20 protein-coding genes are annotated in these 26,170 nt (G+C 34.6%); 7 read left to right on the forward strand and 13 right to left on the reverse strand.

What is annotated here, in order from left to right:
* The first annotated feature begins 20 nt into the window (after nt 1-20).
* Nucleotides 21-935, forward strand: coding sequence for a universal stress protein (locus QYS47_RS02575; protein WP_308357897.1), 915 nt, complete (start codon nt 21-23; stop codon nt 933-935).
* 116 nt (nt 936-1,051) lie between these two features.
* Here the strand turns inward: QYS47_RS02575 and QYS47_RS02580 are convergent, their stop codons facing one another.
* A complete protein-coding gene (locus QYS47_RS02580; RefSeq protein WP_322347620.1) occupies nt 1,052-2,197 on the reverse strand; it encodes a cysteine desulfurase family protein in 1,146 nt (381 codons plus the stop codon).
* Between the two features lie 3 nt (nt 2,198-2,200).
* Entirely contained in the window at nt 2,201-3,595 is a 1,395-nt protein-coding gene (glmM, locus tag QYS47_RS02585; protein ID WP_322347621.1) for a phosphoglucosamine mutase, read from the reverse strand.
* 161 nt (nt 3,596-3,756) lie between these two features.
* On the opposite strand from glmM, the gene QYS47_RS02590 reads away from it, so the two are divergent.
* The 5 genes from QYS47_RS02590 to QYS47_RS02610 all read left to right on the forward strand — a co-directional run bounded on the left by QYS47_RS02590 (nt 3,757) and on the right by QYS47_RS02610 (nt 12,547).
* The gene (locus tag QYS47_RS02590) at nt 3,757-4,698 is read left to right on the forward strand and encodes a hypothetical protein (RefSeq protein ID WP_322347622.1); all 942 of its coding nucleotides are present in this window, start codon (nt 3,757-3,759) and stop codon (nt 4,696-4,698) included.
* A 4-nt stretch (nt 4,699-4,702) separates the two neighbouring features.
* Nucleotides 4,703-5,782 carry an ArsO family NAD(P)H-dependent flavin-containing monooxygenase gene (locus QYS47_RS02595; protein ID WP_322347623.1) on the forward strand — a complete coding sequence of 360 codons (1,080 nt, stop codon included), beginning with the start codon at nt 4,703-4,705 and terminating at the stop codon, nt 5,780-5,782.
* Between the two features lie 181 nt (nt 5,783-5,963).
* The gene (locus tag QYS47_RS02600; RefSeq protein ID WP_322347624.1) at nt 5,964-8,888 is read left to right on the forward strand and encodes a SusC/RagA family TonB-linked outer membrane protein; all 2,925 of its coding nucleotides are present in this window, start codon (nt 5,964-5,966) and stop codon (nt 8,886-8,888) included.
* Between the two features lie 12 nt (nt 8,889-8,900).
* Nucleotides 8,901-10,229, forward strand: coding sequence for a RagB/SusD family nutrient uptake outer membrane protein (locus tag QYS47_RS02605; RefSeq protein WP_322347625.1), 1,329 nt, complete (start codon nt 8,901-8,903; stop codon nt 10,227-10,229).
* Nucleotides 10,230-10,384: 155 nt separating this feature from the next.
* Nucleotides 10,385-12,547: a 7TM diverse intracellular signaling domain-containing protein gene (locus QYS47_RS02610; RefSeq protein ID WP_322347626.1), complete on the forward strand. Its 2,163-nt coding sequence runs from the start codon at nt 10,385-10,387 to the stop codon at nt 12,545-12,547.
* Here the strand turns inward: QYS47_RS02610 and QYS47_RS02615 are convergent.
* The 11 genes from QYS47_RS02615 to rho all read right to left on the reverse strand — a co-directional run bounded on the left by QYS47_RS02615 (nt 12,530) and on the right by rho (nt 24,508).
* Nucleotides 12,530-13,138, reverse strand: a complete 609-nt coding sequence (locus QYS47_RS02615; RefSeq protein ID WP_322347627.1) for a DUF6134 family protein — start codon at nt 13,136-13,138, stop codon at nt 12,530-12,532. The two genes, QYS47_RS02610 and QYS47_RS02615, sit on opposite strands and share 18 nt — an antisense overlap.
* Entirely contained in the window at nt 13,126-14,664 is a 1,539-nt protein-coding gene (locus QYS47_RS02620) for a YifB family Mg chelatase-like AAA ATPase (protein WP_322347628.1), read from the reverse strand. Before QYS47_RS02620 ends, QYS47_RS02615 begins: the two co-directional genes overlap by 13 nt.
* Nucleotides 14,654-15,235, reverse strand: a complete 582-nt coding sequence (lpcA, locus tag QYS47_RS02625) for a D-sedoheptulose 7-phosphate isomerase (RefSeq protein WP_302103163.1) — start codon at nt 15,233-15,235, stop codon at nt 14,654-14,656. Before lpcA ends, QYS47_RS02620 begins: the two co-directional genes overlap by 11 nt.
* 7 nt (nt 15,236-15,242) lie before the next feature.
* Nucleotides 15,243-15,635 carry a hypothetical protein gene (locus tag QYS47_RS02630; RefSeq protein WP_302103164.1) on the reverse strand — a complete coding sequence of 131 codons (393 nt, stop codon included), beginning with the start codon at nt 15,633-15,635 and terminating at the stop codon, nt 15,243-15,245.
* 104 nt (nt 15,636-15,739) lie between these two features.
* Nucleotides 15,740-17,566, reverse strand: coding sequence for an ABC transporter ATP-binding protein (locus QYS47_RS02635; RefSeq protein ID WP_308357887.1), 1,827 nt, complete (start codon nt 17,564-17,566; stop codon nt 15,740-15,742).
* A 141-nt stretch (nt 17,567-17,707) separates the two neighbouring features.
* Nucleotides 17,708-17,956 carry an ATP synthase F1 subunit epsilon gene (gene atpC, locus QYS47_RS02640; RefSeq protein ID WP_302103165.1) on the reverse strand — a complete coding sequence of 83 codons (249 nt, stop codon included), beginning with the start codon at nt 17,954-17,956 and terminating at the stop codon, nt 17,708-17,710.
* Between the two features lie 10 nt (nt 17,957-17,966).
* Nucleotides 17,967-19,475, reverse strand: coding sequence for a F0F1 ATP synthase subunit beta (atpD, locus tag QYS47_RS02645; protein WP_322347629.1), 1,509 nt, complete (start codon nt 19,473-19,475; stop codon nt 17,967-17,969).
* Between the two features lie 177 nt (nt 19,476-19,652).
* On the reverse strand, nt 19,653-20,909 hold the full coding sequence (gene metK / locus QYS47_RS02650) for a methionine adenosyltransferase (RefSeq protein ID WP_308357886.1): 1,257 nt from the start codon (nt 20,907-20,909) through the stop codon (nt 19,653-19,655).
* Nucleotides 20,910-20,991: 82 nt separating this feature from the next.
* Nucleotides 20,992-21,702: an SAM-dependent methyltransferase gene (locus QYS47_RS02655; protein WP_322347630.1), complete on the reverse strand. Its 711-nt coding sequence runs from the start codon at nt 21,700-21,702 to the stop codon at nt 20,992-20,994.
* A gap of 36 nt (nt 21,703-21,738) precedes the next feature.
* Complete coding sequence (gene corA / locus QYS47_RS02660; RefSeq protein WP_322347631.1) at nt 21,739-22,881, reverse strand: magnesium/cobalt transporter CorA; 1,143 nt, start codon at nt 22,879-22,881, stop codon at nt 21,739-21,741.
* On the reverse strand, nt 22,874-24,508 hold the full coding sequence (rho, locus tag QYS47_RS02665; RefSeq protein WP_322347632.1) for a transcription termination factor Rho: 1,635 nt from the start codon (nt 24,506-24,508) through the stop codon (nt 22,874-22,876). Before rho ends, corA begins: the two co-directional genes overlap by 8 nt.
* Before the next feature lie 251 nt (nt 24,509-24,759).
* Here rho and serS point away from each other — a divergent pair, with 251 nt between their 5' ends.
* Nucleotides 24,760-26,034: a serine--tRNA ligase gene (gene serS / locus QYS47_RS02670; protein ID WP_308357883.1), complete on the forward strand. Its 1,275-nt coding sequence runs from the start codon at nt 24,760-24,762 to the stop codon at nt 26,032-26,034.
* The last annotated feature ends 136 nt before the right edge of the window (nt 26,035-26,170 follow it).

A 26,170-nucleotide genomic window follows, 5' to 3' on the forward strand; every position in this document is an offset into this window, starting at 1 on the left:
TTAATCAAAAATAACTGGACATGTATAAAATTGAAAGACTTTTAGTTGCTCTTGATCTTACTAAAATGGATGAAGTACTTGTGAAATATACTTCTCATTTAGCTCAATTTCTAAAGAGTGAAAAAGTTTACTTTATTCATATTGCAAAGGATTTAGAACTACCAGAAGAGTTAAAAAAGAATTACCCTGATCTACTAGCCCCAACTGATGAGTCTATGATGGAGTCAATGAGGAAAGTGGTAGATAAATATTGGGAGACAGACCGCAAATGTGAAATCTCAATTGAGGTTAAGGAAGGAGATCCATCAGAGCAAATTTTGAAGTGGGTTGATATTAAGAACGTGGATATGATGGTGATGGGAAGAAAAAAGGAACTAAAGGGAGGCGGAATCATGCCGCACAAGGTTGCAAAAGTTGCTCATACTTCTTTAATGATGGTTCCCGAAGATTCTAGTTTTAAACTTAATAAAGTAGTAGTACCTGTTGATTTCTCAAAGCATTCTAAATTAGTGGTAGAACAAGCATTAGAAATTACTAAAGATAGAGATGTTTCTTTATCACTATTAAACATATTTAGAGTACCAATCGGTTACAACAAAACTGGTAAGTCTTATTCTGAATTTGCAAAAATTATGGAATCTCATGCTCAGCATGATTTTCAGGAGTTTGTTAAAAAGAATGATTTTCCAGATGACCTTATCTGTCATTATGGTTTAGATGATGATGATTTGCCAGCGGATAAGATTTTTGATTTTGCCTCAGAGCAAAATGCAGATATGATCATTATGGGATCAAAAGGAAGAACAGGGCTGGCCTCTCTTTTCTTAGGAAGTGTGGCTGAAAAAGTAATTAGCTATGATAGCCATATCCCTCTCATGATAATTAAAGAAAAAGGTGAGAACATGGGGTTTATTAAAGCCTTATTGAAATTATAAATTTAATCTTTTGAGTATAAAAAAGCCGAAGCAATTTAAATTACTTCGGCTTTTTTGTGAGTTTTGTCTAGTGCTGAAATAGCGTTACATGAACGCAATATCTTGAAATAATCAGATTATACTGTTTTTTGTTCATATAGTTCAGCAACTGCAGCAACTGCTTTATCAATATCATCAGCAGTATTAAACTTACTAAATGAAAAGCGCACATTAGGTCTTTCTGATGCGTTTCCTAATTCAGCAATTACATGTGAGCCAACATCACTTCCACTGCTACAGGCAGAACCACCACTAGCGGATATTCCTTTTATATCTAAGTTGAATAAAAGCATATCGCTCATGTTAGTTGGCGGTAAGCTAACGTTTAATACGGTGTATAAGCTATTATCTGAGTCTTCGCTTAATCCATTAAAAGCAACACCTTCTACTTTAGCTTTTAATTTTTGGATCATTCTGTCCTTTAAGCCTTGAATGTGATTATGGTGTTCCTCCATATCTCGGTAAGCAATTTCCATTGCTTTGGCTAGCCCAACAATTCCATATACATTTTCAGTACCCCCGCGCATATTTCGTTCTTGCGCACCACCATGAATAAAAGGATGAATTTTATGATCGTTGTTGATATATAAAAAACCAACACCTTTTGGGCCGTGAAATTTATGTGCGGCACCCACAATATGTTGAGCTTTTATCTCCTGAAGATCATGTGTGTAATGAGCCATGGTTTGAACAGTGTCGGAATGAAAAATGGCTTTATGTTCTTTGCATATCCAACTCACCTCTTCAATATCCAGAATATTGCCAATTTCATTGTTGCCATGCATTAATGAAACTAAACTTTCAGGGTGTTTCTTTAACCAATCTTTCAAAGCAGATAAATCTATTACTCCTTTATCATCAAGTGGAACGTAATCTAATTTGATTTGACCTGTTTTTTCAAGATGCTGTAAAGTATGTAAAACAGCATGATGTTCAATTTTTGAAGTGATCACATGTGTTATCCCTCTTTGCTCAATGCTGCATCTTAAGGCTGTATTATCAGCTTCAGTACCACCTGAAGTGAAGAATATTTCAGAAGGAGATGTATTCAATAATTCAGCAATAGTACGCCTTGATTTCTCAATTGCAGAACGAACTTCTCTTCCATGTGAATGGATTGAAGATGGGTTACCAAAATGATTGAGCATGTAGGGCTTCATCGCTTCGAAAACCTCAGGATCCAATGCGGTGGTAGCTGCATTATCTAAATAAATCCCTGCCATTGTTTAATTTTCTTTATTTGAAATAATTTCTTTTATATCAGATATCATTTTCTGTGCTAAATGCTCAGCTTTTGATTCTGAATCTGATTCTGAATAAATTCTGATAATAGGCTCTGTATTAGATTTTCTTAAATGAACCCATTCCTTATCAAATTCTACTTTAACTCCATCAATAGTGTTGATTGGTTGCTTTTTATATCGCTCTTGAATTGCTTTAAGAATTGCGTCAACATCAATTTCAGGTGTTAATTCAATTTTATTTTTAGAAATATGATAATTAGGGAATGAGGCTCTTAATTGAGAACATGATTTACCTGTTTTCGCCAAATGCGTTAAGAATAAAGCAATTCCTACCAAGGCATCTCTACCGTAATGAAGTTCAGGATAAATAATTCCACCATTACCTTCGCCTCCGATTATAGCATCGGTTTCTTTCATTTTGGTGACTACATTTACCTCTCCTACTGCTGAAGCTTCATATTTACCCCCTCTTTTTTCAGTAACATCACGTAATGCTCTAGTACTAGAAAGGTTTGAAACGGTATTCCCTTTTTGTTGACTTAAAACATAATCAGCAACTGCCACCAAGGTATATTCTTCTCCAAATGGCGTTCCGTCTTCATTTACTATAGCCAACCTATCAACATCTGGGTCCAACACAAAGCCTAGGTCGTATTGACCATTTGCTAATTCATTACTAATATGAGTTATATTCTCGGGTAATGGTTCAGGATTATGTGGGAAATTCCCATCCGGATAGCAATATAATTCTCTTACTTCAGCTACACCTAGTGATTTTAATAGTTTTGGGATAGCAATTCCTCCAGTACTATTTACTGCATCCACTACTACTTTGAATTTTCTTTCACGTATTGCAGCTACATCTACTAAAGGCAAATCGATTACCATGTCAATGTGCTTTTGAATGTAGTGATCTTGAGTAGTGTATTTGCCTATTTTCTTTACTTCGCTAAAATCATAATCAGCGTTTTCAGCTAAATCTAAAATAGCCTGACCATCTTCTCCTGAAATAAATTCACCTCTATCGTTTAATAATTTTAAGGCATTCCACTGCACAGGATTATGGCTTGCCGTTAGAATGATTCCACCAGCAGCTTTTTCTAAGGTAACGGCCATCTCTACTGTAGGAGTAGTAGAAAGACCTAAATCAACCACATTCATTCCCATACCTTGTAAAGTTGCAGAAACCAATTTCGAAACCATTTCTCCTGTTGGTCTTGCATCTCTACCAATAACAATTTTCTTGTTGTCGCTCTTGCTCTTAATCCAGGCTGCATATGCACTGCTGAACTTTACGATATCAACAGGCGTTAAACCTTCTCCCGTCTTTCCTCCTATGGTTCCTCTTATGCCAGATATTGATTTTATTAAGGTCACTTATATTTTTTTTTGATTCGAACGGCAAATGTACTAAAAAATGGAAAGCCAATGAATAAATTTCCTGTTTGATAGAAATATTAATGAGGTTAATCGTTTTTTATGGTACAGGTCATATTTTATTTTTTTACATTTAATTGAACTATAAATTATAATCAACCTTGTCATTAAGTTTAAAAAAATGGACTCATTCAGGTATCACAATGGATATGGATGATACTGCTAAACGCAAGTTATTTCTTGCAAATGTAATGGCTTTATCATTAGCGCTAGTGATGATTGTAGTGGGCTTAAATGATATAAGCAATGAGAATTACTTTGCTTCCTATCGAAGAATGGGAGTTTTAATAATTATGCTTTTTATCCCCATATTAAACTTCTATCGTTATTACAGATTATCAAAAAGTATATTATTGTTACTACCTAGTTTGATTTTATTAGGGGTTCCAATATTAATAGGTGATTTTTTTCCTGGTCAATTCATTTGGTTTCAATATGCAGCGGCCATTTTTTGTTCTGTTCCATTTATAATTTTTGAACATCAAAATGATAGATTATTCATTATCTTATTTTTAGTTTATTTCTTAACTATTACTCTCTTTATAGATAAGGTGTTATTGTATTATAGTAATCCACCTGAAGCTATGAAGGAATTAGTATCTAATTTTACAGATTTTAAAATCCCACCTCTTTTTATTGCTCTATTTTCTACCACTACATTTTTATGGTATAATAGGACCAATGCAGAATATGAAAGAAAGTTAAAACAAGCCAATATTGAATTAGAGGAAACGCATGAAGAATTAATTGCTAAGAATGAGGAATATGAAGCGATAAATCGCAATCTTGAAAATTTAGTAAAAGAAAGATCACGTTTAATTGAAACTAAAAACCGACAAATTATTGATTATGCTAATATAAACGCCCATAAAGTAAGAGGTCCATTGGCACGGATCATGGGTTTAATCAATATTTCCGAATACTCACAAGAACCTGAAGAATTGAAAAAGCTTTTCTTAAAACTAAAAAAACCATCTCAAGAGCTAAATGAGATTATTCAAGAGATAAATAAAACACTTGACCAATCAGAAGAGGGGAATTAATTGAATGGATGATTTGCATAACTATTCCGACTCTACTTATGATGTTATTGTGATAGGTGGCGGCCAAAGCGGCTTAGCTTGTGGCTATTATTTAAGAAGAACAGATTTAAGGTATTTAATTATTGATGATCAGCCAAAGTGTGGAGGGGCTTGGCAAAACGCATGGGATTCTTTAACCTTATTTTCCCCTTCAGAGCACAGTTCATTACCAGGTTGGTTAATGCCAAAATCTGAAAATGAGTTTCCTGTTAAAAATGAAGTTATCCAATATTTATGTCAGTATGAAGAGCGATATAAGCTCAATATAAAAAGACCAATTAAGGTCCTAAATGTAGCTAAAAAAGGAAATATTTATACAATAATCACAAATAAGGGAATTATAGAAAGCAGGGCTATAATATCCGCTACAGGACAATGGTCTAAACCCTTTATTCCAGAAATTGAAGGGTTACATAGATTTAATGGGCAGCAAATCCATTCTGCACACTACAAAACTCCAAAAGATTTTAAAAATAAAAAGGTTTTAGTAGTTGGAGAAGGAAATTCGGGAGCTCAAATATTATCTGAAGTTTCCAAATTAGCCAGAGTGAAATGGGCGACCAATAAAGAACCTTCCTTCTTACCAGATGATGTAGACGGTAGGGTTTTATTTGACCAAGCAACTGCCAAATATTATGCTGAGAAGAAGGGTATAAAATGGTCAAATGAAAAGTACAATTTAGGAAATATTGTAATGCTTCCATCAGTGAAGGAAGGAAGGAATAGAGGTGTATTACAATCTGCGGGAACGATTAGTTACTTTAATCAAAATGGGGTAGTATGGAAATCAGGAAAGGAAGAAAGTTTTGATGTTATAATTTGGTGTACTGGATTTAAATATGCTACTGATTTTCTCAGAAATGTAATTGATCTTGATGAAAAAGGTCAGGTAAAAACAAAAACAACACCTTCCGTTGATGAAAAATCAATATGGTTTGTAGGTTACGGTTCATGGACTGGATTTGCTTCAGCTACTTTGATTGGGGTAGGTCGTTCGGCTCGATCCACAATAAAAGAAATCCAATCATATATCGGTAATTTATAATAAAGTTACTGTATAAATATCACAATTCTAAGCTAACAAGCATTCGTTCGTTATAATACAGTTGTTTTCTTTTACATAGAAAATGTTTTACTATTCCAACAAAAAAACAATATATTTGGTATAGTACCTATATATATCAATAAAATTTCTCATATTAAGTTTAAACCAAAATTTAAAATCTATGAAAAAACAGTATCTATTAATGATCATTCTCTTCCTGATCGGGACATTTTCCTACGGGCAGGATCGGGTAATTGAGGGAACAGTAGTCAGCGCCAGTGATGGTCTTCCGTTAATTGGAGCTACAGTTGTGAAAAAAGGATCTACTTCAGGAGTAACTACTGATTTAGATGGAAAATTTAAATTATCTATTTCACAACCAGAAATTTTGGTAGTTTCTTTTATCGGCTTTGCTGAGAAAGAAGTTGCAGTTAATCTAGGTCAATCTGGCCCATTAACAATTAGTTTAGAAGAAGACATTACAAAATTGAATGAGGTTGTGGTGTCAGGTTTGGCATCAAGTGTCAAGCGTTCGAACTTAGGTAATGCGGTAGCAACGGTTTCAGCTGAGGAATTGACCGGTACAACAAATCAGCCAACTATGGATAATGCATTGTATGGTAAAGTAACTGGAGTGAATATTACTTCAAGTTCAGGTGCTCCAGGTGGAGGTATTGCCATGCGATTGAGGGGGGTAACTTCTATTACGGGTAATAACCAACCATTATTCATTATTGATGGAGTATATGTGAGTAATGCAGAAATTCCAAGTGGATTAAGAAATGCATCCGGTGCAAATGCAGGTAATGAGGAAAATGCATCTAACAGGATTGCAGATTTAGCACCAAGTGATATTGAGAATATAGAGGTTTTAAAAGGTCCTTCAGCTGCAGCAATTTATGGTGCTAGAGCAAACGCTGGGGTGGTAATCATTACAACCAAAAGGGGTAAAAGAGGTGAAACTAGAGTAAAAGTTTCTCAGGATTTGGGTTTCAATACTATTCAGAGATATGTTGGAATTGGTGACCGTCCTTGGACAGCGAGCTTAGTAGAAGAGACATTTGGACCAGGAGAAGTAGCAGCCTATAATGCAGCAGTGAATGGTGGAGGTCTTTATGATTATGAAGAAGAATTATATGGTGAAACAGGTTTAATTTCTGACACTCGTGTTAGCGTAACAGGTGGTGATGAAAAAACTAAATTTTTTGTGGGTGGATCTTTAAGAGATGAAAATGGTATAATAAAAAATACTGGCTATCAACGAGCAAGTGTTAGAGCCAATATTGATCATAAGTTAAGCGATAGAATTTCATTTACTACCTCAAGTAATTTTGTGAATTCGCTTACTCAGAGAGGCTTCACTGGAAATGAAAATGAGGGTGGTTTAAGTTTAGGTTATAACTTAGCTTTTACAAGACCATGGGCTAATCTATATCCTGATGAATTCGGCAATTATCCTGACAACCCGAATACTGCTGGTAATATGTTGTTAGTAAGGGATCAGGCAATTAATGATGAAAATATAAATCGTTTCATTCAAGGTGCCAGTATTGATGTGAACCTTTATGAAACTGATCAATCTTTCTTAAAGTTTAAATGGAATGGTGGTTTCGATTCTTATAATTTAGAAACTTATGTATACGTTCCTGAATATCATCAGGCGCAGAGAGGATTGCAAAACGGATTTATTGGAGTGGGTAAGAATAGTATTTTCAATACCAATAATCAAGGGTTCTTGGTATGGGATAACTATTTAAGTGGTGGTTCCTTACAATTAACTTCTCAAGTAGGATATACTTATATCACTTTCTCAAGAGATTTAGTGTATAACCAGGCAACTCAATTAATTCCAGGACAAACCACTTTAGGTCAGTCGGGTACACAAGAATTAGATCAAACTCTTCAGGATGTTAGAGAATTCGGGTATTTTGCTCAACAAGAAATGAATTTTGAAGATAAAATCATTGCAACTTTAGGTGTTAGAGCAGATAAATCTACTTTGAATGCCGAGCAAAATAAGTTTTATTATTTCCCTAAAGCATCATTAGCACTAAACATTGCAAACTACCCATTCTGGTCAGTAGATGCAATTAACCAATTGAAGGTTAGAGCGGCATATGGTGAAACAGGTTCTAGTGCAGGGTTTGGATCGCTTTTCACAAGTTTTGGTCCTGTAAATATTGGAGGTTCACCAGGAGTTTCAATTGGTGGCTTAAGAGGAAGTGATAATTTGATACCTGAAACAGCTGCTGAATTTGAAACTGGTTTTGACATGAGCTTACTGGATAATAAATTATCATTTACTGCAACATATTACAATAGGACTATTAACGATTTAATTCTTCAGAGAGCTTTACAGCCATCTACAGGGTTTAGCTTAGAAGTAACTAATCTGGCTGATTTAGTAAATAGAGGTCTGGAACTTTCTATGAATGCTCAGCCAGTTCAAAATGAGAACTTCACTTGGAATTCTACTACTAATTTCTGGTTTAACAGATCTGAAATAACAAGACTTGATGTAGCTCCTTTTGCGCCAGCGGGTGCAGGGTTTGGATTAGGTTTAGGAACCGCTTTTATCGAAGAAGGGGAACCTGTAACTCAAATTAAAGGTAGAGTTGATGGTGAGGTAGTGACTGTTGGAGATGCAGAACCAGATTTTCAAATGTCGTTCTTTAATAATATGACCATTTTTAAAAATTTCGACTTTAGTTTCTTAGTTCACATCAGACAAGGAAGTGAAAACGTTAACTTAACGACTTTCTTAACTGATTTAGCAGCTTTGACTGGAGATTTAGATGAAGCTTCTGGACAGGAAAGAACATCAAATCCGAATACTGACAGATTTGTAGAAGATGCATCTTATATGAGATTAAGAGAGATAGCGCTTTATTATAGAATGCCTGAAAATATATTAAGTGCCTTTAATGGTACTATTAATAAAATTAGAATTGGTGCTTCAGGTAGAAACTTATGGACGGTTACTCCTTATTCTGGATATGACCCAGAGGTTTCTACAAAAGGGGGTACAGGACTTTCTACAGGTTTAGATGTAAATCCATTCCCATCATCTAAGCAAGTGTATTTTCATGTAGAATTAGAATTTTAAATCAGAAGAATCATGAAAAAATTTAATATAAATAACTTAAAATACATTTTGATATTAGGCTTATCTTTTGGTATGCTTTCATGTGAATTTGAAGATCAGGTTGATCCTAATAATCCAAGTTTACAGCAATATGATCAAGATGCGACTGTTAATGAGCTTAATAACTTAGTAGTAGGGATTGAGTCTGAGATGCGCTCTGGTTACCCGCTATATGTTACAGCTACAGGTACAATAGCAAGAGAGCTTTATTTATTTGATGCAGATCCAAGAAATACTGAGGATTTATTAGGGAAAAATGGAGCTGTGTTAGATAATAATACTTTTTATTTAACTAGCCCTTATAATAATAGCTATCAAAATGTAAAGAATACTAATATCTTATTGGATGCTTTAGACAATACAGCATTAGTATCTGAGGCTGAAAAAAGTGGCTATAGAGGTTTTGCAAATACTATTCAGGCTTTACAATTATTAAGAGTCTTGAATATGTTAGACGAAAATGGAATTCGAGTTGATGTTTCAAATGTTGATAATTTAGGTCCATTTGTTTCTAAATCAGCAGCTCTAGAATTTATTTCTGGTTTATTAAATACTGGTTTTACTCAATTAGGAAATGCAGGTTCAGCTTTCCCTTTCGAATTATCTTCGGGTTTTGAAGGATTTAATACGCCATCTACTTTTGCTCAATTTAATAGAGCATTGGCTGCAAGAGTTGCCATATATAGAGAGCAATGGGGTACGGTTGCAGGTTTATTATCTGACTCATTTTTCGATCCAAATGGTGATCTTTCTGTAGGGCCAAAGCATAGCTTTTCAAATGCTTCAGGGGATCAATTAAACGGATTATTTAAAATTCCTGGTAATAATGGAGATATGATCGTGGTTCATAATAGAATTACCGATAACGCTGAAGAGGGAGATTTGAGAATAGACCGAAAAATGAGTCTTCGTGAAAATCCTTCTACTCAAGATGGATTAACAGGTGATTATGAAACCGCTTTATATCCAACCCCTACTTCTCCTATCGATATTATTAGAAATGAGGAGTTAGTATTAATTTCTGCAGAGGCTAAATTACAAACGGGTGATATTACAGGTGCTATTTCTGACTTAAATATCATTAGAGATTATGCTGGACTTGATCCATATAGTGGAGCTCAAACTGCTGATGCGGTTACAGATGAATTATTGACGCAAAGACAATACTCATTATGGTGTGAAGGTCATACTATGGTTGATTTAAGAAGATACGGTAGACTAAATGCAAACAATCTTCCGATCGACAGAGAAGGTGATCAAGTTTTTAGTCAATTCCCAATTCCATTGACCGAAGCAGAGTAAATCATAAAAAAATCTATTTTTTAAAGAAATCTCCAATTTGCTTTTTGTAGTGATTTGGAGATTTTTTTTATCCACAAAAAAAGGTGTTTAATCTATATTTTCACAAGCTAATTCTAAAAATCCTTAGATTAGCTAAAAAATATATTTTTTGCCTAATGAAAAGCACATATATATACTTCTTTATATGTATTAATTTATTTCTTTTTGAAGAAAGTAAGGCAAGTGATTTCATTGAATTGTTTTCAGGTAAATCATATGAAAATATTGGAAAGAGAGTTAAGTTTTTAGAAGACCCAACAAACAGCTTAACTTATCAAGATATAAAATCATCAAAATACCAAAGTCTCTTTAAGGCTGGCGACAGTCAAGTACCTACATATGGTTTAAAAGACATTTCTCTTTGGGTGAAGGTAGAGCTAAAGCATTCATCTAATTTTGAAGTGCCGTATGTTTTAGAAATCGCATACCCTACTTTTGATTCAATTCAATACTTCATCGAAAAAGAAGGAGGAATTTCAGCAAGTGGCTATTTAGGTGATCAACAAGAATTTAATAATCGCTTAATTAATCATAAGAACTTCATAATTCCACTAGATTTAAATTCTTCTGATAGTTCTATAGTTTATTTAAGAATTAAGAATAAGGGATCATTAGTAGTTCCTTTGAATATCATTTCTAGGCAGATGCTTTATTCTGATGATATTATTGAGGAGTTATTATATGGAATCTTTTATGGAATCATGTTAGTAATGCTGCTTTATAATTTATTTTTAGCAGTTTCAGCACGGTCTATAAATTATCTGTACTATGTAGGCATTATAACTGGTAACCTTTTAGCCCTATCAGCATTAAACGGACATGCTTTTATGTATATATGGAGTTCGTTTCCCTGGATTGCTAATCATGTAGTTATTTTTGGTATTGGCTTATGGATTTCTTCAAGTAATTTATTTGCATCAGCCTTCTTTGAAACCCAATATCAATTTAAAAAATATCATAATTATTTTCGAGCTTTAGTGGTAGTAGGGATAGTAATTATTATTTTATCCTTAACAATCGATTATTCAGTAGCTTTAAGAATTTCAAATTATTCATTGATTATTAACTGCTTTGGATTGCTCTATAGCGGTATTTACTTTTGGACAAGGAAGGTAAAGGTGGCTAGTGTTTTTACTCTGGCTTGGACTGGGTATTTGCTTGGGGTTTTACTTATTACTTTCAGAAATCTTGGTATTGTACCGGTTAATTTCATAACAACTCATTTTTTAGAATTTGGAGCAATATTAGAGGTAATATTGCTTTCAATTTCATTAGGCTATAAGTATCGACTGCTTGAAATAGAAAAAAAAGAAGCACAATTGAATTCTTTAGATTTAATGACTCAAAGCCAAAAATTGGTGCAAGAGCAAAATGAAGAATTAGAACGTAAAGTAGTTCTTAGAACTCATGAATTAGAAGAAAAGCAAGAAGAGATTCTGCAACAAAATGAAGAATTAAACGCCAAAAATGAAAAGTTAACTGAAGCACAACAGATTATTGAAGCACAAAATGCCAAATTAAAACTTTATACTGATGATCTTGAGTCTCAAGTAGAAAAGAGAACAGAGGATTTAAGAAATACTAATACGGAATTGGCACAGAATGTTCAGAAATTAGAGCAATACGCCTTTATGACGGCTCATAATTTGAGAGCACCAGTAGCTAGATTATTAGGCTTAACGCACTTAATAGAAATAACACCGAATCCTGATTTATCAGAATGGACTAATATAGTATCTAAAATAAAGGAAGAGGGGGATAGTCTGGATGCTGTAATTAAAGATTTAAACGCCATTTTAGAATTAAAAAAAGAAGCTGAACAAAATCAAAGCATTATTAATCTTACAGAAACGCTTAATCAGACTAAGCGAATTTTAAAAAATTCAATTGAAGTGAGTAAAGGTAAAATCATTTTTGATAATCATGATTTTAATGAAATAAAATGTAATCCTACCTATATCGATAGCATTTTTTATAATTTACTATCGAATGCAATAAAATATAGATCAGAAGATAGAGAATTAGAAGTTTTAATTCAGACTAAAATTGAAGAAGGTAAAAAGCTTTTAATATTTTCTGATAACGGAGTAGGAATAGATTTAAGCAAAAATGCGGATAAAATCTTTGGCATGTACAGAAGATTTCATACCCACGTTGAAGGAAAAGGTTTAGGCTTGTATTTAGTAAAAAGCCAAATTGAGATTTTAGGAGGTGAAATAAAGGTGGAAAGCGAATTAGATAAAGGAACTACTTTTACTTTGTCATTCCCCGTTGCGTAATTTCATTCTATATTCAACTGCACCTATGAAAAAATTATGCTGTATGCATTCGCCTTCATTATTATATTTAATTATCGTTTTTTCCCCTTCTTCATTCACCATCATATACCGACTTTCTTCAGGTAACTTAGCAATTCTGTTATATTTATGAGTCGCTTCTGAAAATATTGAATCCCTTGATTTTGGCTTTTTAAAATAAAGCTTTAACTCACTTTTTATTATAGGTTTTTCATGCCAACCTTTAGTAGTATCCATTAAAGTGTGGTAATAATTCTTCGATAGAAGTTTCTCAATTTTAGATTCTGCTATTTTGCTATCATTTCTTTTATCTACAAAATAGGCTTGAATTAAGGTGTCATTTTGATAAATGGCTTCTCGTAGTTGAACCATTTTTGTAGGTGTAAAAAGCTTGTATTCTAAGTTTAACAAGGCTGAATAATATACTTTCCCACTATCTAGATCTTTTTGAGTAACCAGTAAATTTCCTACAGGTTTTTCTTCCACGAAGACATCATAAATCAATTCTTGCGAATATAGATTAGTGCTAAAATGAATAAATAATAAAATGATTAATACTTTTAACCTGCCCATTCTTCTCTATCTAAACTTCTATATTGAATTGCTTCTGCTAAATGTTCAATTTTGATGTCTTCACTTCCTGCCAGATCAGCTATTGTTCTGGAAACTTTCATGATTCTGTCATAAGCTCGAGCAGAAAGTCCTAACTTTTCCATCGCATTTTTCAATAACGCTTTGCCTGCTGTATTTATTTCACATACTTCTTTCACTATTTGTGAGGGCATTAAAGCATTCGAATGAACCTCATTTAATCCCTCAAAACGTTTTTTCTGTATTTCTCTGGCAGCTATTACTCGTTTTCGGATTGTTTCACTGTTTTCTGCTTTCCTGTTTTCGGTCATCTGGTCAAATGAAACGGGAGTCACTTCTACATGCAAGTCTATTCTATCCAATAAAGGACCGCTTACCTTATTCAAGTACCTTTTTACTGCTCCCGGAGGGCAAACACATTCCTTTTCAGGGTGATTGTAATAACCGCAAGGACATGGATTCATGCTCGCAAGCAACATGAAATTAGCTGGAAAATCGACTGATACTTTTGCTCTTGATATAGTTACTCTTCTTTCTTCTAAGGGTTGCCGCATCACTTCCAAAACCGTTCTCTTAAACTCAGGCAGTTCATCTAAAAAAAGCACCCCATTATTAGCAAGGGAAATTTCTCCTGGTTGAGGGATTCCTCCCCCACCCACTAAGGCTACATCAGAAATAGTATGGTGAGGGGCTCTATAAGGTCTTGTCGCAATGAGTGAAGCGTTTGAACCTAACCTTCCAGCTACAGAATGAATTTTAGTAGTCTCCAAAGCTTCGGTTAAACTAAGCGGAGGTAAGATAGAAGGAAATCGCTTAGCTAACATGGTTTTACCTGCTCCTGGAGGACCTACCATGATAACGTTATGACCACCAGCTGCAGCAATTTCTAATGCTCGCTTTATATTTTCTTGACCTTGTACATCAGCAAAATCTGCTTCATAATCATTTAGATTGGTAAAGAAAATATCACGAGTGTCCATCTCAATGGGCTTAATATTGGAGCTACCTTCTAATACTTCTATCGCTTCTTTTAGATTTTCGACTCCTATAACATCCAGGTTATTTACAATAGCAGCCTCTGCTGCATTTTCTTTTGGAAGGATAAAGCCTTTAAACCCATTTTTTCTGGCTTCGATAGCAATGGGTAATACTCCTTTTATGGGTCTTAAAGTGCCATCTAAAGCTAGTTCTCCCATTATCATAAAATCTGCTAGCTTATCAGTGAATATTTGTTCGGATCCACTTAAAATTCCTAAGGCAATAGGTAAGTCGTATGCAGAGCCTTCTTTCTTAACGTCAGCGGGCGCTAAATTAACTACCACTTTTTGTCGAGGCATTCTATAGCCGCTGTATTTAATGGCTGCATCTATTCTATGCTCACTTTCTTTAATGGCATTATCGGGTAAGCCAACCATATGGAATTTTGTGCCTTGGCTTACATTAACTTCTATAGTGATGATATTTGCATCAACCCCATATACAGAACTTCCAAAAGTTTTAGCTAGCATAACCTAATCTTTTTTCGATTAGTAATATCATGATATGGATGATCTTGATATGCATTTCTTGTATTCTGTCTGCATATCCATGGTGCGGAACTCTAATTTCAACATCACATTCAGATGCTAAATTTCCACCATCTTTACCTGTGAGGCCAATAATTTTCATGCCTTTGGCTTTTGCAGCTTTACAAGCTTCTAAAATGTTTTTTGAATTTCCACTTGTACTGATGGCTAATAAAATATCTTCTTTTCTTCCTAAGGCCTCAATTGATCTGCTAAATATAAACTCAAAGCCATAATCATTACCCACACATGTGGTATGGCTAATGTCTGATAATGACATGGCAGCAATAGCGGGTCTGTTTTCTCTGAACTTGCCACTTAATTCTTCTGCAAAATGCATGGCATCACAATGAGAACCTCCATTACCACAACTCATTACTTTTCCGTCTTGCTGAAGTGAATTGGTAATGAGTTCAACGGCAGCTTCAATATTGGCTAATTGATCAGCTTGGGTTAAAAAGTTATTCAGCGTTTCTTGAGCTGAATTCAATTCGTCTTTAATCAGATTAATCATTCATTAATTATGATTGGGAATTTAAATCATCAGTTTTGGTCGAGTCTGAATCTGAGTCTTCCTTTTTATTATCTTTTGCTTTTTCAACATCTTCAGTTGTAGAAGTTGAAGCACTTTTGACTTCAGATTCTCTTTTATCATAAAGTTTAGCTTTAATTTGATTGATTTCATTTTCATGATTTTCAATCAGTTTAGCTTTAGATTTTTCTTGTTGCTGGAAAAGGAAAATAACTATTAAAAACAAAATAAGGCCACCGATAGAGCTATACTGTACCAAATCCATTTGTTTGAATAAATCAAAAAGGAAGTTCAAATCATTTTTACCTATTGAAATAATAACAACTGTGGCAATGTGAAAAATTAATAGAGCCACAAATAGTACAGTTTTAAAAGTCTTCATAAAAGTGGTGTTGTCTGTTTTACTTATGAATATAAACAAATATAGAAATTATTTAATAACTAGCAGTATATACATCTGCTAAAGCCTTTTTTAAAGATACTAGGCTAAGAAACTGACTGTATTTCAATTAGCTTTTTATAAACCCCATTCTTCTTTAATAAATCATCGTGCTTACCTTTTTCAATGATCTCACCTTCTTGCATTACGTAAATCTGGTCAGCCTCCTGAATAGTACTAAGCCTATGGGCAATAACAATTGAGGTTCTGTTTTTCATTAAATTAGTTAAGGCATCTTGTACTAATTTTTCAGATTCAGAATCCAAGGCTGAAGTAGCTTCATCCAATATTAAAATGTCAGGATTCTTTAATATGGCCCTCGCAATACTAATTCTTTGTCTTTGTCCCCCTGAAAGTTTTGTACCCCTTTCTCCAATCATGGCCTGGTAGCCACCATCCATTTGACTGATAAAATCATGGGCATTAGCTACTTTTGCTGCTTGAATTACCTCTTCAAGTGTGCATTCAGGTTTCCCGAAAGCAATATTATTAAAGATGCTATCATTAAATAAAATGGATTCCTGACTTACAACTCCCATTTTTGATCTGATGGATTCCACAGTAAAATTTTGTAAAGGTTGACCATCAATTTGAACTTCCCCAGAATTAGGATCGTAAAACCTTGGAATTAAATCAGCTAATGTAGATTTACCACCACCTGAAGGACCAACCAATGCAATGGTTTGACCTTTTTCAATAGTAATATTTATATTCTTCAATACGGGTTCTTCGCCATATGCAAATGAAACATTATTGATTTTTATCTCTTTTTTAAATTCAGTTAAGTTCTTCGCTGAAGGCTTATCTTTAATAGCAGGCTCTAAATCAATAATTCCAAATATTCTTTCTGCTGAAGCTAATCCTCTTTGAACATTGCTAAAAGCAGTTGATATTTGTTTTGCAGGTACCAGTAATTGTGAATAAATCGCAATAAATGTAATGAAGCTACTAGCGCTCAATTCTGAATTTCCATCTAAAATCATAGAGCCACCGATAAGCAAAACGCCAACCACAACAAATACTCCTAAAAATTCTGAAATGGGGCCAGCAAGAGATTGACGTTTTTGCATGCTTACATTATAGTGAGCATAATTTTTAACTTCTTTTTGGAATCTGTTTTTTGAGAATGTAATAGCATTGAATGCTTTGATGATTCTCATCCCACTTAATGTTTCTTCTAATATTTCAGAGATCTTCCCTATTGATTCCTGACTTTTTCGGGCTTTCTTTTTTAATGAAATTGCTATGTAGGAAATAATAAAGCCTGAAATTGGTAAAATTATAATAGAGATCAATGTTAGCCTTGCTGATATAAAGAACAGCGCAACAAAATAACCAATCAATAAGAAAGGCTCTTTGATAATAACCTTTAAGCTATTTACAACTGTTTGTTCTACTTCCTGCACATCAGCCATTACTTTAGACATGATGTTTCCTTTACGCTCTTCTGTATAATAACCAATGTGCATATTAACTAGCCGGTTATATAGAGCGTTCCTAAGGTTTGAAATTGCATTTGCTCTAACAATGGCAGATATAACAGCTAAAAGGTATTTGAAAATATTGGCTAATAGAATACAAATTATCAGGATCACACAAACAAATTGCAAGGCCTCAAATTTGTCTTCTTGCATAATGGAAAGAAAGTAATAGTCGAAAGCATTTTTCAGATAATCAATGCTTAAACTGAAATCAGGAATGCTTTCAGGTATATTTTTTGCCTCTTCAACCTCGAATAATACGTTTAAAACTGGAGCTAATATCCCTAAAGTGATAACACTAAAGGCAGCCTGAAGTACTGCATATATGAAATATTGAGGAGCTAGCCAGCCTAGAGGCTTGGCATAAGCAAGTATCCTAAAATATGTTTTCATTAATACTTTATATTTAAATGCAATTTAAGAGAATAATGCTCTTTATTAGAATGTAGGAAAAGATATGATATACTATTGAAAAGAAAAAAGCCGACTCATATTGTACGAGTCGGCTTATCATTTTATAAATATTTAACTAAACTATTCTTCAATAACCTTTTCAGCTAGAACAGTAATGTTGTTATTTAATACTTCAACTACACCTCCTTCAACTACAATAGTTGTATCGTTCTTTCCATCAGAGTATTTTAAATCTCCTTTGTCCAAAGAACTGATTAATGGTGCGTGATTATTCAAAACCTGAAAAGAACCATTGCTTCCCGGAAAAGTAGCAGAATCTACATTTCCTTTAAACACATTTTTTTCCGGTGTAATGATTTCTAAAAGCATAATTTTAATTTTAAGCTTCAGCTAACATTTTCTCTCCAGCTTCGATAGCCTCTTCAATAGTACCTTTCAAGTTGAAAGCTGCTTCTGGTAGGTGATCTAATTCACCGTCCATAATCATATTGAAGCCTTTGATTGTTTCTTTAATATCAACTAATACCCCTTTCAATCCTGTGAATTGCTCCGCAACATGGAAAGGTTGTGACAAGAATCTTTGAACTTTTCTTGCTCTATATACAGTTTGTCTATCTTCTTCAGATAACTCATCCATACCTAAGATGGCGATGATATCTTGTAATTCTTTGTAGCGCTGTAAGATCTCTTTCACTCTTTGAGCACAGTCATAATGCTCATCACCTACGATGCTTCTCTCTAAGATTCTTGAAGTTGAATCTAATGGATCCACAGCAGGATAGATACCTAACTCAGCAATTTTACGAGAAAGTACTGTAGTAGCATCTAAGTGAGAGAAAGTAGTAGCAGGAGCAGGGTCAGTTAAATCATCCGCAGGAACGTAAACGGCCTGAACTGAAGTAATCGAACCATTCTTTGTAGAAGTAATTCTTTCCTGCATAGCTCCCATCTCAGTAGCCAAAGTTGGCTGGTAACCCACAGCAGAAGGCATACGACCTAACAAGGCTGATACCTCAGAACCTGCCTGAGTGAAACGGAATATATTATCAATAAAGAATAGAATATCTTTACCGCTTTCGTTTTTGTCTTTATCACCATCACGGTAGTATTCCGCAAGAGTAAGACCAGATAATGCCACTCTAGCACGAGCACCTGGAGGCTCATTCATCTGACCGAAAACGAAAGTAGCTTTAGATTCTTTTAGTGCATTTTTATCTACTTTAGAAAGATCCCATTTTCCTTCTTCCATAGATTCCATGAAGTCATCACCGTATTTTACAATACCTGACTCCAACATTTCTCTTAATAAATCATTTCCTTCACGAGTTCTTTCACCCACACCAGCAAATACAGATAAACCACCGTGTCCTTTTGCGATGTTGTTAATTAACTCCTGAATCAATACGGTTTTACCAACACCAGCACCACCGAACAAACCAATTTTACCCCCTTTTGAGTAAGGCTCAATTAAGTCAATTACTTTAATACCAGTATATAAAACTTCTGATGATGTAGATAAATCTTCAAATTTTGGTGCTTCCCTGTGAATAGGTAATTTAGTTTTGCCTTCAGGTTGATCGATACCATCAATAGCATCACCAATTACATTGAATAATCTACCTTTGATATCTTCACCGGTTGGCATTGAGATTGGTTGTTCAGTATCTAAAACTTCCATACCTCTAGTCAAACCTTCAGTACCATCCATCGCGATGGTTCTTACCCTATCTTCTCCTAAATGTTGCTGACATTCTAATACGATTGAAGAACCGTCAGATTTCTTTACTGTAAATGCATCAAAGATGTTAGGTAATTTTGCGCCTTCTGCTTCAAAGCTCACATCCACTACCGGGCCAATCACTTGGGTAATCCTACCAATATTTGCCATGATTTAATAATTATAATAAAATAAAGTTGCTCTTATTCTTTCAGGGTGCAAAGCTAAGGTTTAATTCAATTATAACAAAGCATTTTTAGCTTTCGCTTATCAACTCGTAAGAATTTTAATCTTAATCGCTTAGTAAAAATTAATAGCCTTAAGCTTTTTAAATTTTAACTGTGAAATTTACAGGCCAAAAGCTGCTTTTACTTTGTCAACGTAATCTAATTTTTCCCATGTAAATAGTTCTACCTCTTTCGAAAAAACTTCTCCATTGCTTGCGGTGAAAGTCTTCTGGATTGTACGAGGCTCTCTTCCCATATGGCCATAAGCAGCTGACTCGCTGTACATTGGGTTTCTAAGTTTTAATCGGGTTTCGATAGCATATGGACGCATATCGAAAATTTCTGATACTTTTTTAGCAATTTCACCATCAGTCATATCAACATTAGCACTGCCATAAGTACTGATGTAAATACCCATAGGTTCTACTACACCAATGGCGTATGAAACCTGAACTAATATTTCATCTGCAACTCCGGCAGCCACCAAATTTTTAGCGATATGTCTTGTAGCATAGGCAGCTGACCTATCTACTTTTGAAGGATCCTTCCCTGAAAAAGCGCCACCACCATGAGCCCCTTTTCCACCGTAAGTATCTACAATGATTTTTCTACCTGTTAGACCAGCATCACCATGTGGTCCTCCTATTACAAATTTTCCAGTTGGATTAATATGATATTTGATGTCATCATTAAATAACTTTTGTAATTCTGGTTTAAGCTGAGCCTTAACCCTAGGGATTAAAGTATTGATGATATCACTCTTGATTTTAGCTAGCATTTTAGCATCATCCTGATCAAAAGCATCATGCTGAGTAGATACAACTATTGTATCTATTCTTTGAGGCATATTGTCATCAGAATATTCAATCGTAACCTGTGATTTTGAATCAGGTCTTAAATATTGAATTTCGTTATTCTCTCTTCTGAGGTTCGCCAATTCCATCAAGATCTTATGAGAAAGATCTAATGCTAGGGGCATATAGTTTTCAGTTTCTTTGGAGGCATATCCAAACATCATACCCTGATCTCCTGCTCCTTGTTCTTCAGGATTACCTCTATCAACTCCTTGATTAATGTCCTGTGATTGCTCATGTATAGTTGAAATCACACCACAAGAATTGCCATCAAACATATATTCTCCTTTGGTATAGCCAATTTTGTTGATCACATTTCTTGCCACTTGCTGAACATCAACATAAGAATTACTTTTAACCTCACCGCTTAAAACAGTTAGGCCAGTAGTAACTAATGTTTCGCAAGCTACTTTAGAGTCTGGATCAAAAGCTAAGAAATTATCTAATAAGGCATCAGATATTTGATCTGCTACTTTATCTGGATGTCCTTCTGATACTGATTCGGAGGTAAATAAATAAGGCATAATGTTTTTAATTTTCGAGCCGCAAATTTAACAGACTATTTATAATTATTTTAATTAATTGTTGATTAATGTCGGTAAGTTGTCAATCCCTACCAAAAAGAAAGATACACGGAACTTTATGTAGTTCGGGTTTATTCTTTTTCCAGTTTTGAACAGTATCCGTCATAATCATCTCATCTTCCCCATTAATGTTTTTAGCAATACATAATTTAAGTTGCGGGGCACAAGTTTTTGTAATATCCGCTATTAACTGATTATTGCGGTAAGGTGTTTCCATAAATATTTGAGTTTGCCCTGTTTTGAAAACGGCTTGCTCAAGCGTTCTTATGGCTTGTGTTTTTGCTTTCTTTTCGATGGGTAAATAACCGGAAAAAGCAAATGATTGTCCACTAAAGCCTGATCCCATTAAAGCTAAAAATATTGAAGATGGGCCAACCCAAGGTTCTACCCTTATATCGTTTTCATGCGCATAGGCTACTGCTCTTGCACCTGGATCTGCTATTCCTGGGCAACCTGCTTCTGACATGATTCCAATTGATTTCCCTTCGAGTATAGGCGCCATTAATTTAGGAATATCAACACATTCCGTATTCTTGCTAAGCTCGTGAAAAGTGATTTCCTGAATAGCTTTGTCAATATTCATGGCACTTAAACACCTTCTGGCAGTACGGATATTCTCCACTAAATAATAATCTAATTGACTACAAAGCTTTATTAAATCAGGCGGTAATGCTTTTGATTCAGTCTGTGGAGCAATAACTGTCGGTATCAAATAAAGTACTCCTTTTTCCATACTTTAATACGTTATATAATTGAAGCGATTAGGATATTAAATCCATTTTTTGAATTTGAAAACAGCTAAGGTAAGGATAGCAATTCCAGTAATTAGTGACCAGAAATAAGCATAACCGTATTCCCATCCAAATTCTGGAACATTTTCAAAATTGATTCCATAAACACCCGCAATAAAAGTCATGGGTATGAAAATAACAGAAAATATTGTGAGGGTTTTCATTACCTGATTTAGTTTATTACTAATCACGGATTGGTATAAATCACCCAAACTCGAGATAAAATCTCGATAGGTTTCTACAGAATCAATTGCTTGAATGGTATGATCATAAACATCACGAATATAAAAGCGTGTTTGCTTACGAATTAGTTTTATTTCATCTCTTTCAAGTTTGCTGATAACCTCACGAAGAGGCCAAACAGACCGCCTAATATGGATAAGTTCACGCTTCAAGGTGTAGAGCAAATCAAAATCTTTCTTTTGACCTGAAAACATGATGCGTTCTTCAATTTCTTCCAGTATATCTCCGAATTTCTCTAGTACTATAAAATAATGGTCAACGACTGTATCTACGAGCGCATATAGCAAATAGTCAAGACCTTCTTTTCTGATTCTACCTTTACCTGCCCTCAGTCTATTACGAACTGCTTCAAAAGTATCTCCTTTTCTTTCTTGAAAAGTAATTAACAGATTATCGGTTAGAACAAAGCTGACTTGCTCATTGATAGTTTTGTTTTTCTCCTCATCGAACTGGAGCATTTTCAAGGCAATGAAAAGATAATTTTCGGTATCATCAATCTGCGGTCTTTGTCCTACAGATAAAATATCTTCCATGGTTAGTGGATGGATTCCTAAAGCTTCACAAATAGACCTTACATTATCTACATGATGTAGACCTTCAATATTCAACCAATGAAAATTTCCATCTTTAGGCATATTGATAGCCTCTTCAAGGCTAAGGTTTGTTCTTTCTTCGAGATGTTTTTCGTTGTAGGTGAACAGGTCAATGTTGAATGGGGTGTCTTTCCTAGTTCCTGTATATACAGCACTTCCGGGGGGTAAACCGGCAATTTTTGAACTTCCGTGGAACATTCCACGAAGGCCGGAATATAAATTAAGCGGCTCCTCAACAAGAAGCCGCTTAGGTAAGTTTATTATTTTCTTTGCTATCTTATCCATTCATGGAAATCAAGAACTCATTATTATCAACAGTACCTTTCATTTTCGTTAATAAAAGTTCCATTGCTTCACCTGAGTTCATGTCTGCCATGAATTTACGTAATATCCATACTCTTTGCAATTCTTCTTTGCTCATCAATAGATCTTCTCTTCTTGTACCAGAAGCAGGAACATCAATAGCAGGATAAATTCGTTTGTTCGCTAATTTTCTATCTAATACTAATTCCATATTACCAGTACCTTTGAATTCTTCAAAGATCACCTCATCCATTTTGGAACCTGTTTCAATTAATGCTGTTGCTAAAATGGTTAATGAACCACCATTTTCTAAGTTACGAGCAGCACCAAAGAATCTTTTTGGTTTGTGTAAAGCATTCGCATCCACACCACCGGATAATATTTTACCTGATGATGGAACAACAGTATTATAAGCTCTAGCTAAACGCGTGATAGAATCTAATAAGATCACCACATCATGACCGCATTCCACCATTCTCTTTGCTTTTTCCAATACCATGCTGGCAACCTTTACATGGCGATCAGCTTGCTCATCAAAAGTTGAACTTACAACTTCTGCTTTTACAGAACGCGCCATGTCAGTAACCTCTTCCGGACGCTCATCAATTAATAAAATTAATAAGTAAGCTTCAGGGTGGTTTTCTGCCATTGCATTTGCAACCTCTTTTAGTAATTCAGTTTTACCTGTTTTTGGTTGTGCTACAATCATACCTCTTTGACCTTTACCAATTGGTGCAAATAGGTCAAGGATACGAGTAGAATATTTGTTAGGCTTAGTACTTAAGTTGAATTTCTCTTCAGGGAAAAGTGGAGTTAGGTATTCAAAAGGAACCCTATCTCTAATTTCTTCAGTGGTTTTACCGTTTACAGAAGAAACTCTTAGTAAGGCGAAGTATTTTTCTCCTTCTTTTGGAGGTCTGATTTGACCTTTTACAGTATCACCCGTTTTTAAACCAAATAACTTAATTTGAGATGGTGACACATAAATATCGTCTGGGCTGGCAAGGTAATTATAGTCTGATGATCTTAAGAAGCCATAGCCATCTTGCATCATTTCTAATACCCCTTCATTTTCTATAATGCCATCAAAATCCTTAATGTCGGCTTTTTTAGAACGGTTGTCATTTCTGTCGTTTCGATCATTACGATCGTTTCTGTCATTTCTTCCGCCTTTTTCCGGTCTGCTTGGTCTGTCGTTTTTATCACTAGAACGTTCGCTTCTTTCAGGGCGAGGGCTTTTTTCTTTAGTAGCAGTTCTAGGTTTACGTTCTGGCTTTTCTTCAGCTTCAGATTTGTCAGCCACAGGCTTTTCTTCGGCTTTTTTCTCAGTTTTAGCTTCAGGTTTTTCTTCCGCCTTAGCTTCTGATTTTGTTGCCCTTGGTTTGGCTTCTTTTTTTACAGCTGGAGCAGCTTTAGATTCCGTCTTAGCTTCTGCTTTCTTTTCTTCTTTTTTTGGCAATTCACTTTCAGGTAAAAGTGCTTGTTGATCCAAAATTTTGTAAATTAATTCTTTCTTTGGCAATTTCTTGTACTGAGCAACTCCCAGTTTCTCGGCTATTTCTTTAAGTTCAGAAAGTAGCTTTAAGTTTAATTCTTCAATATTATACATAAAGGGATTTTTACTTGTTCAGGCTTTGAGAACCTGATTTCTTGGTATGATAAATTTGATATAATGTTTTGGAAAATTTTGATCGAGACTTATGAACTTAGTCCCGTTTTGTTTTTAGATACTACAATGATATGCTAAGCATTTCTAATTGTCAAGCAAATTGAGAAATATAAACTAGTTTTTGCCATTAAAGCGGTCTTTCTATTTATAATACCATTAAAAATAGCTTATTTTGCCAAAAATTTTTGAAGATGTTACAAGTAGCAAATTTGCGTGAAAATAAAGCCAATGCTATAAAAGGCTTGCTTAAAAGAAATATTGATAATGCTGAAACTCTTATTGATGAGGTAATTGCATTAGACGATAAAAGAAAATCAATTCAGCAAGAATTAGATGCTGTTTTAGCTGAATCAAATCAGATTTCAAAAAGCATTGGTCTTTTAATGAAAGAAGGGAAGAAAGAAGAGGCAGAAGAAGTGAAGGCGAAAACTGCTGAGTTGAAGCAAAAGAGCAAAAGCCTTCAGGAAGATGCGCAAACTGTAGAGCAGGAATTAACCACTAAATTATATCAGCTTCCAAATGTGCCACATCCATCAGTGGTGAAAGGAAAGGGAGAAGATGATAATGAGATTTTATTGGAACATGGTGAGAAGCCTGATCTTTATGCTGGAAAAAAGCCTCATTGGGATTTAATTAAGGATTATGATATCATCGATTTTGATTTAGGAATAAAAATCACTGGCGCAGGATTCCCAGTTTACAAAGGAAAAGGTGCTAGAATGCAACGAGCTTTATTAAACTTCTTCCTTGATGAAGCCGAAAAACAAGGCTTTAAGGAAATACAACCACCAGTTGTAGTAAATGAAGCGTCAGGTATTGGCACGGGGCAATTACCGGATAAGGAAGGGCAAATGTATCATATTGAAGATACTGATCTATATTTAATTCCTACTGCGGAGGTTCCGGTTACGAATATATTCAGAGATGAAATTATCAATGAAGAAGATTTACCGATTAAACTAACGGCTTATACTCCTTGCTTTAGAAAAGAAGCAGGTTCTTGGGGAGCTCATGTAAGAGGTTTAAATAGATTGCATCAGTTTGATAAGGTAGAGATTGTTCAGGTGCAACACCCGGATAAATCATATCAAGCACTGGAAGAGATGAGCGAGTATATTCAAAGCTTACTCAAGAAATTAGAACTACCGTATCGAGTTTTAAGATTGTGTGGAGGTGATTTAGGATTTACTTCGGCACTTACTTACGATATGGAAGTTTGGTCAGCTGCTCAAGAAAAATGGTTAGAAGTTAGTTCGGTTTCTAATTTCGAAAATTATCAGTCGAACAGATTAAAATTAAGATATAAGGATGCTGATAAGAAAAAGCATTTATTACATACTTTAAATGGTAGTGCTTTAGCTTTCCCTAGAATTTTAGCCGCTATTCTGGAGAATAACCAAACAGAAAAAGGGATTAAAGTTCCTGAAGTACTTCAAAAGTATACTGGCTTCGAATGGATTGATTAAGAGTGATTATTCTACATCATGCTAAACCTGTCAGGTTTAAGAATTTAATTACACTTCCTAATTATTAAATTCTTGTATTCATTTACTAAGAAAAACCTGACAGGTTTTTGTTTTTTCACCTGTTTACACTTGAGAG

The sequence above is a fragment of the Marivirga arenosa genome (genome assembly GCF_030503875.2).
In the GTDB taxonomy this organism is placed as follows: domain Bacteria; phylum Bacteroidota; class Bacteroidia; order Cytophagales; family Cyclobacteriaceae; genus Marivirga; species Marivirga arenosa.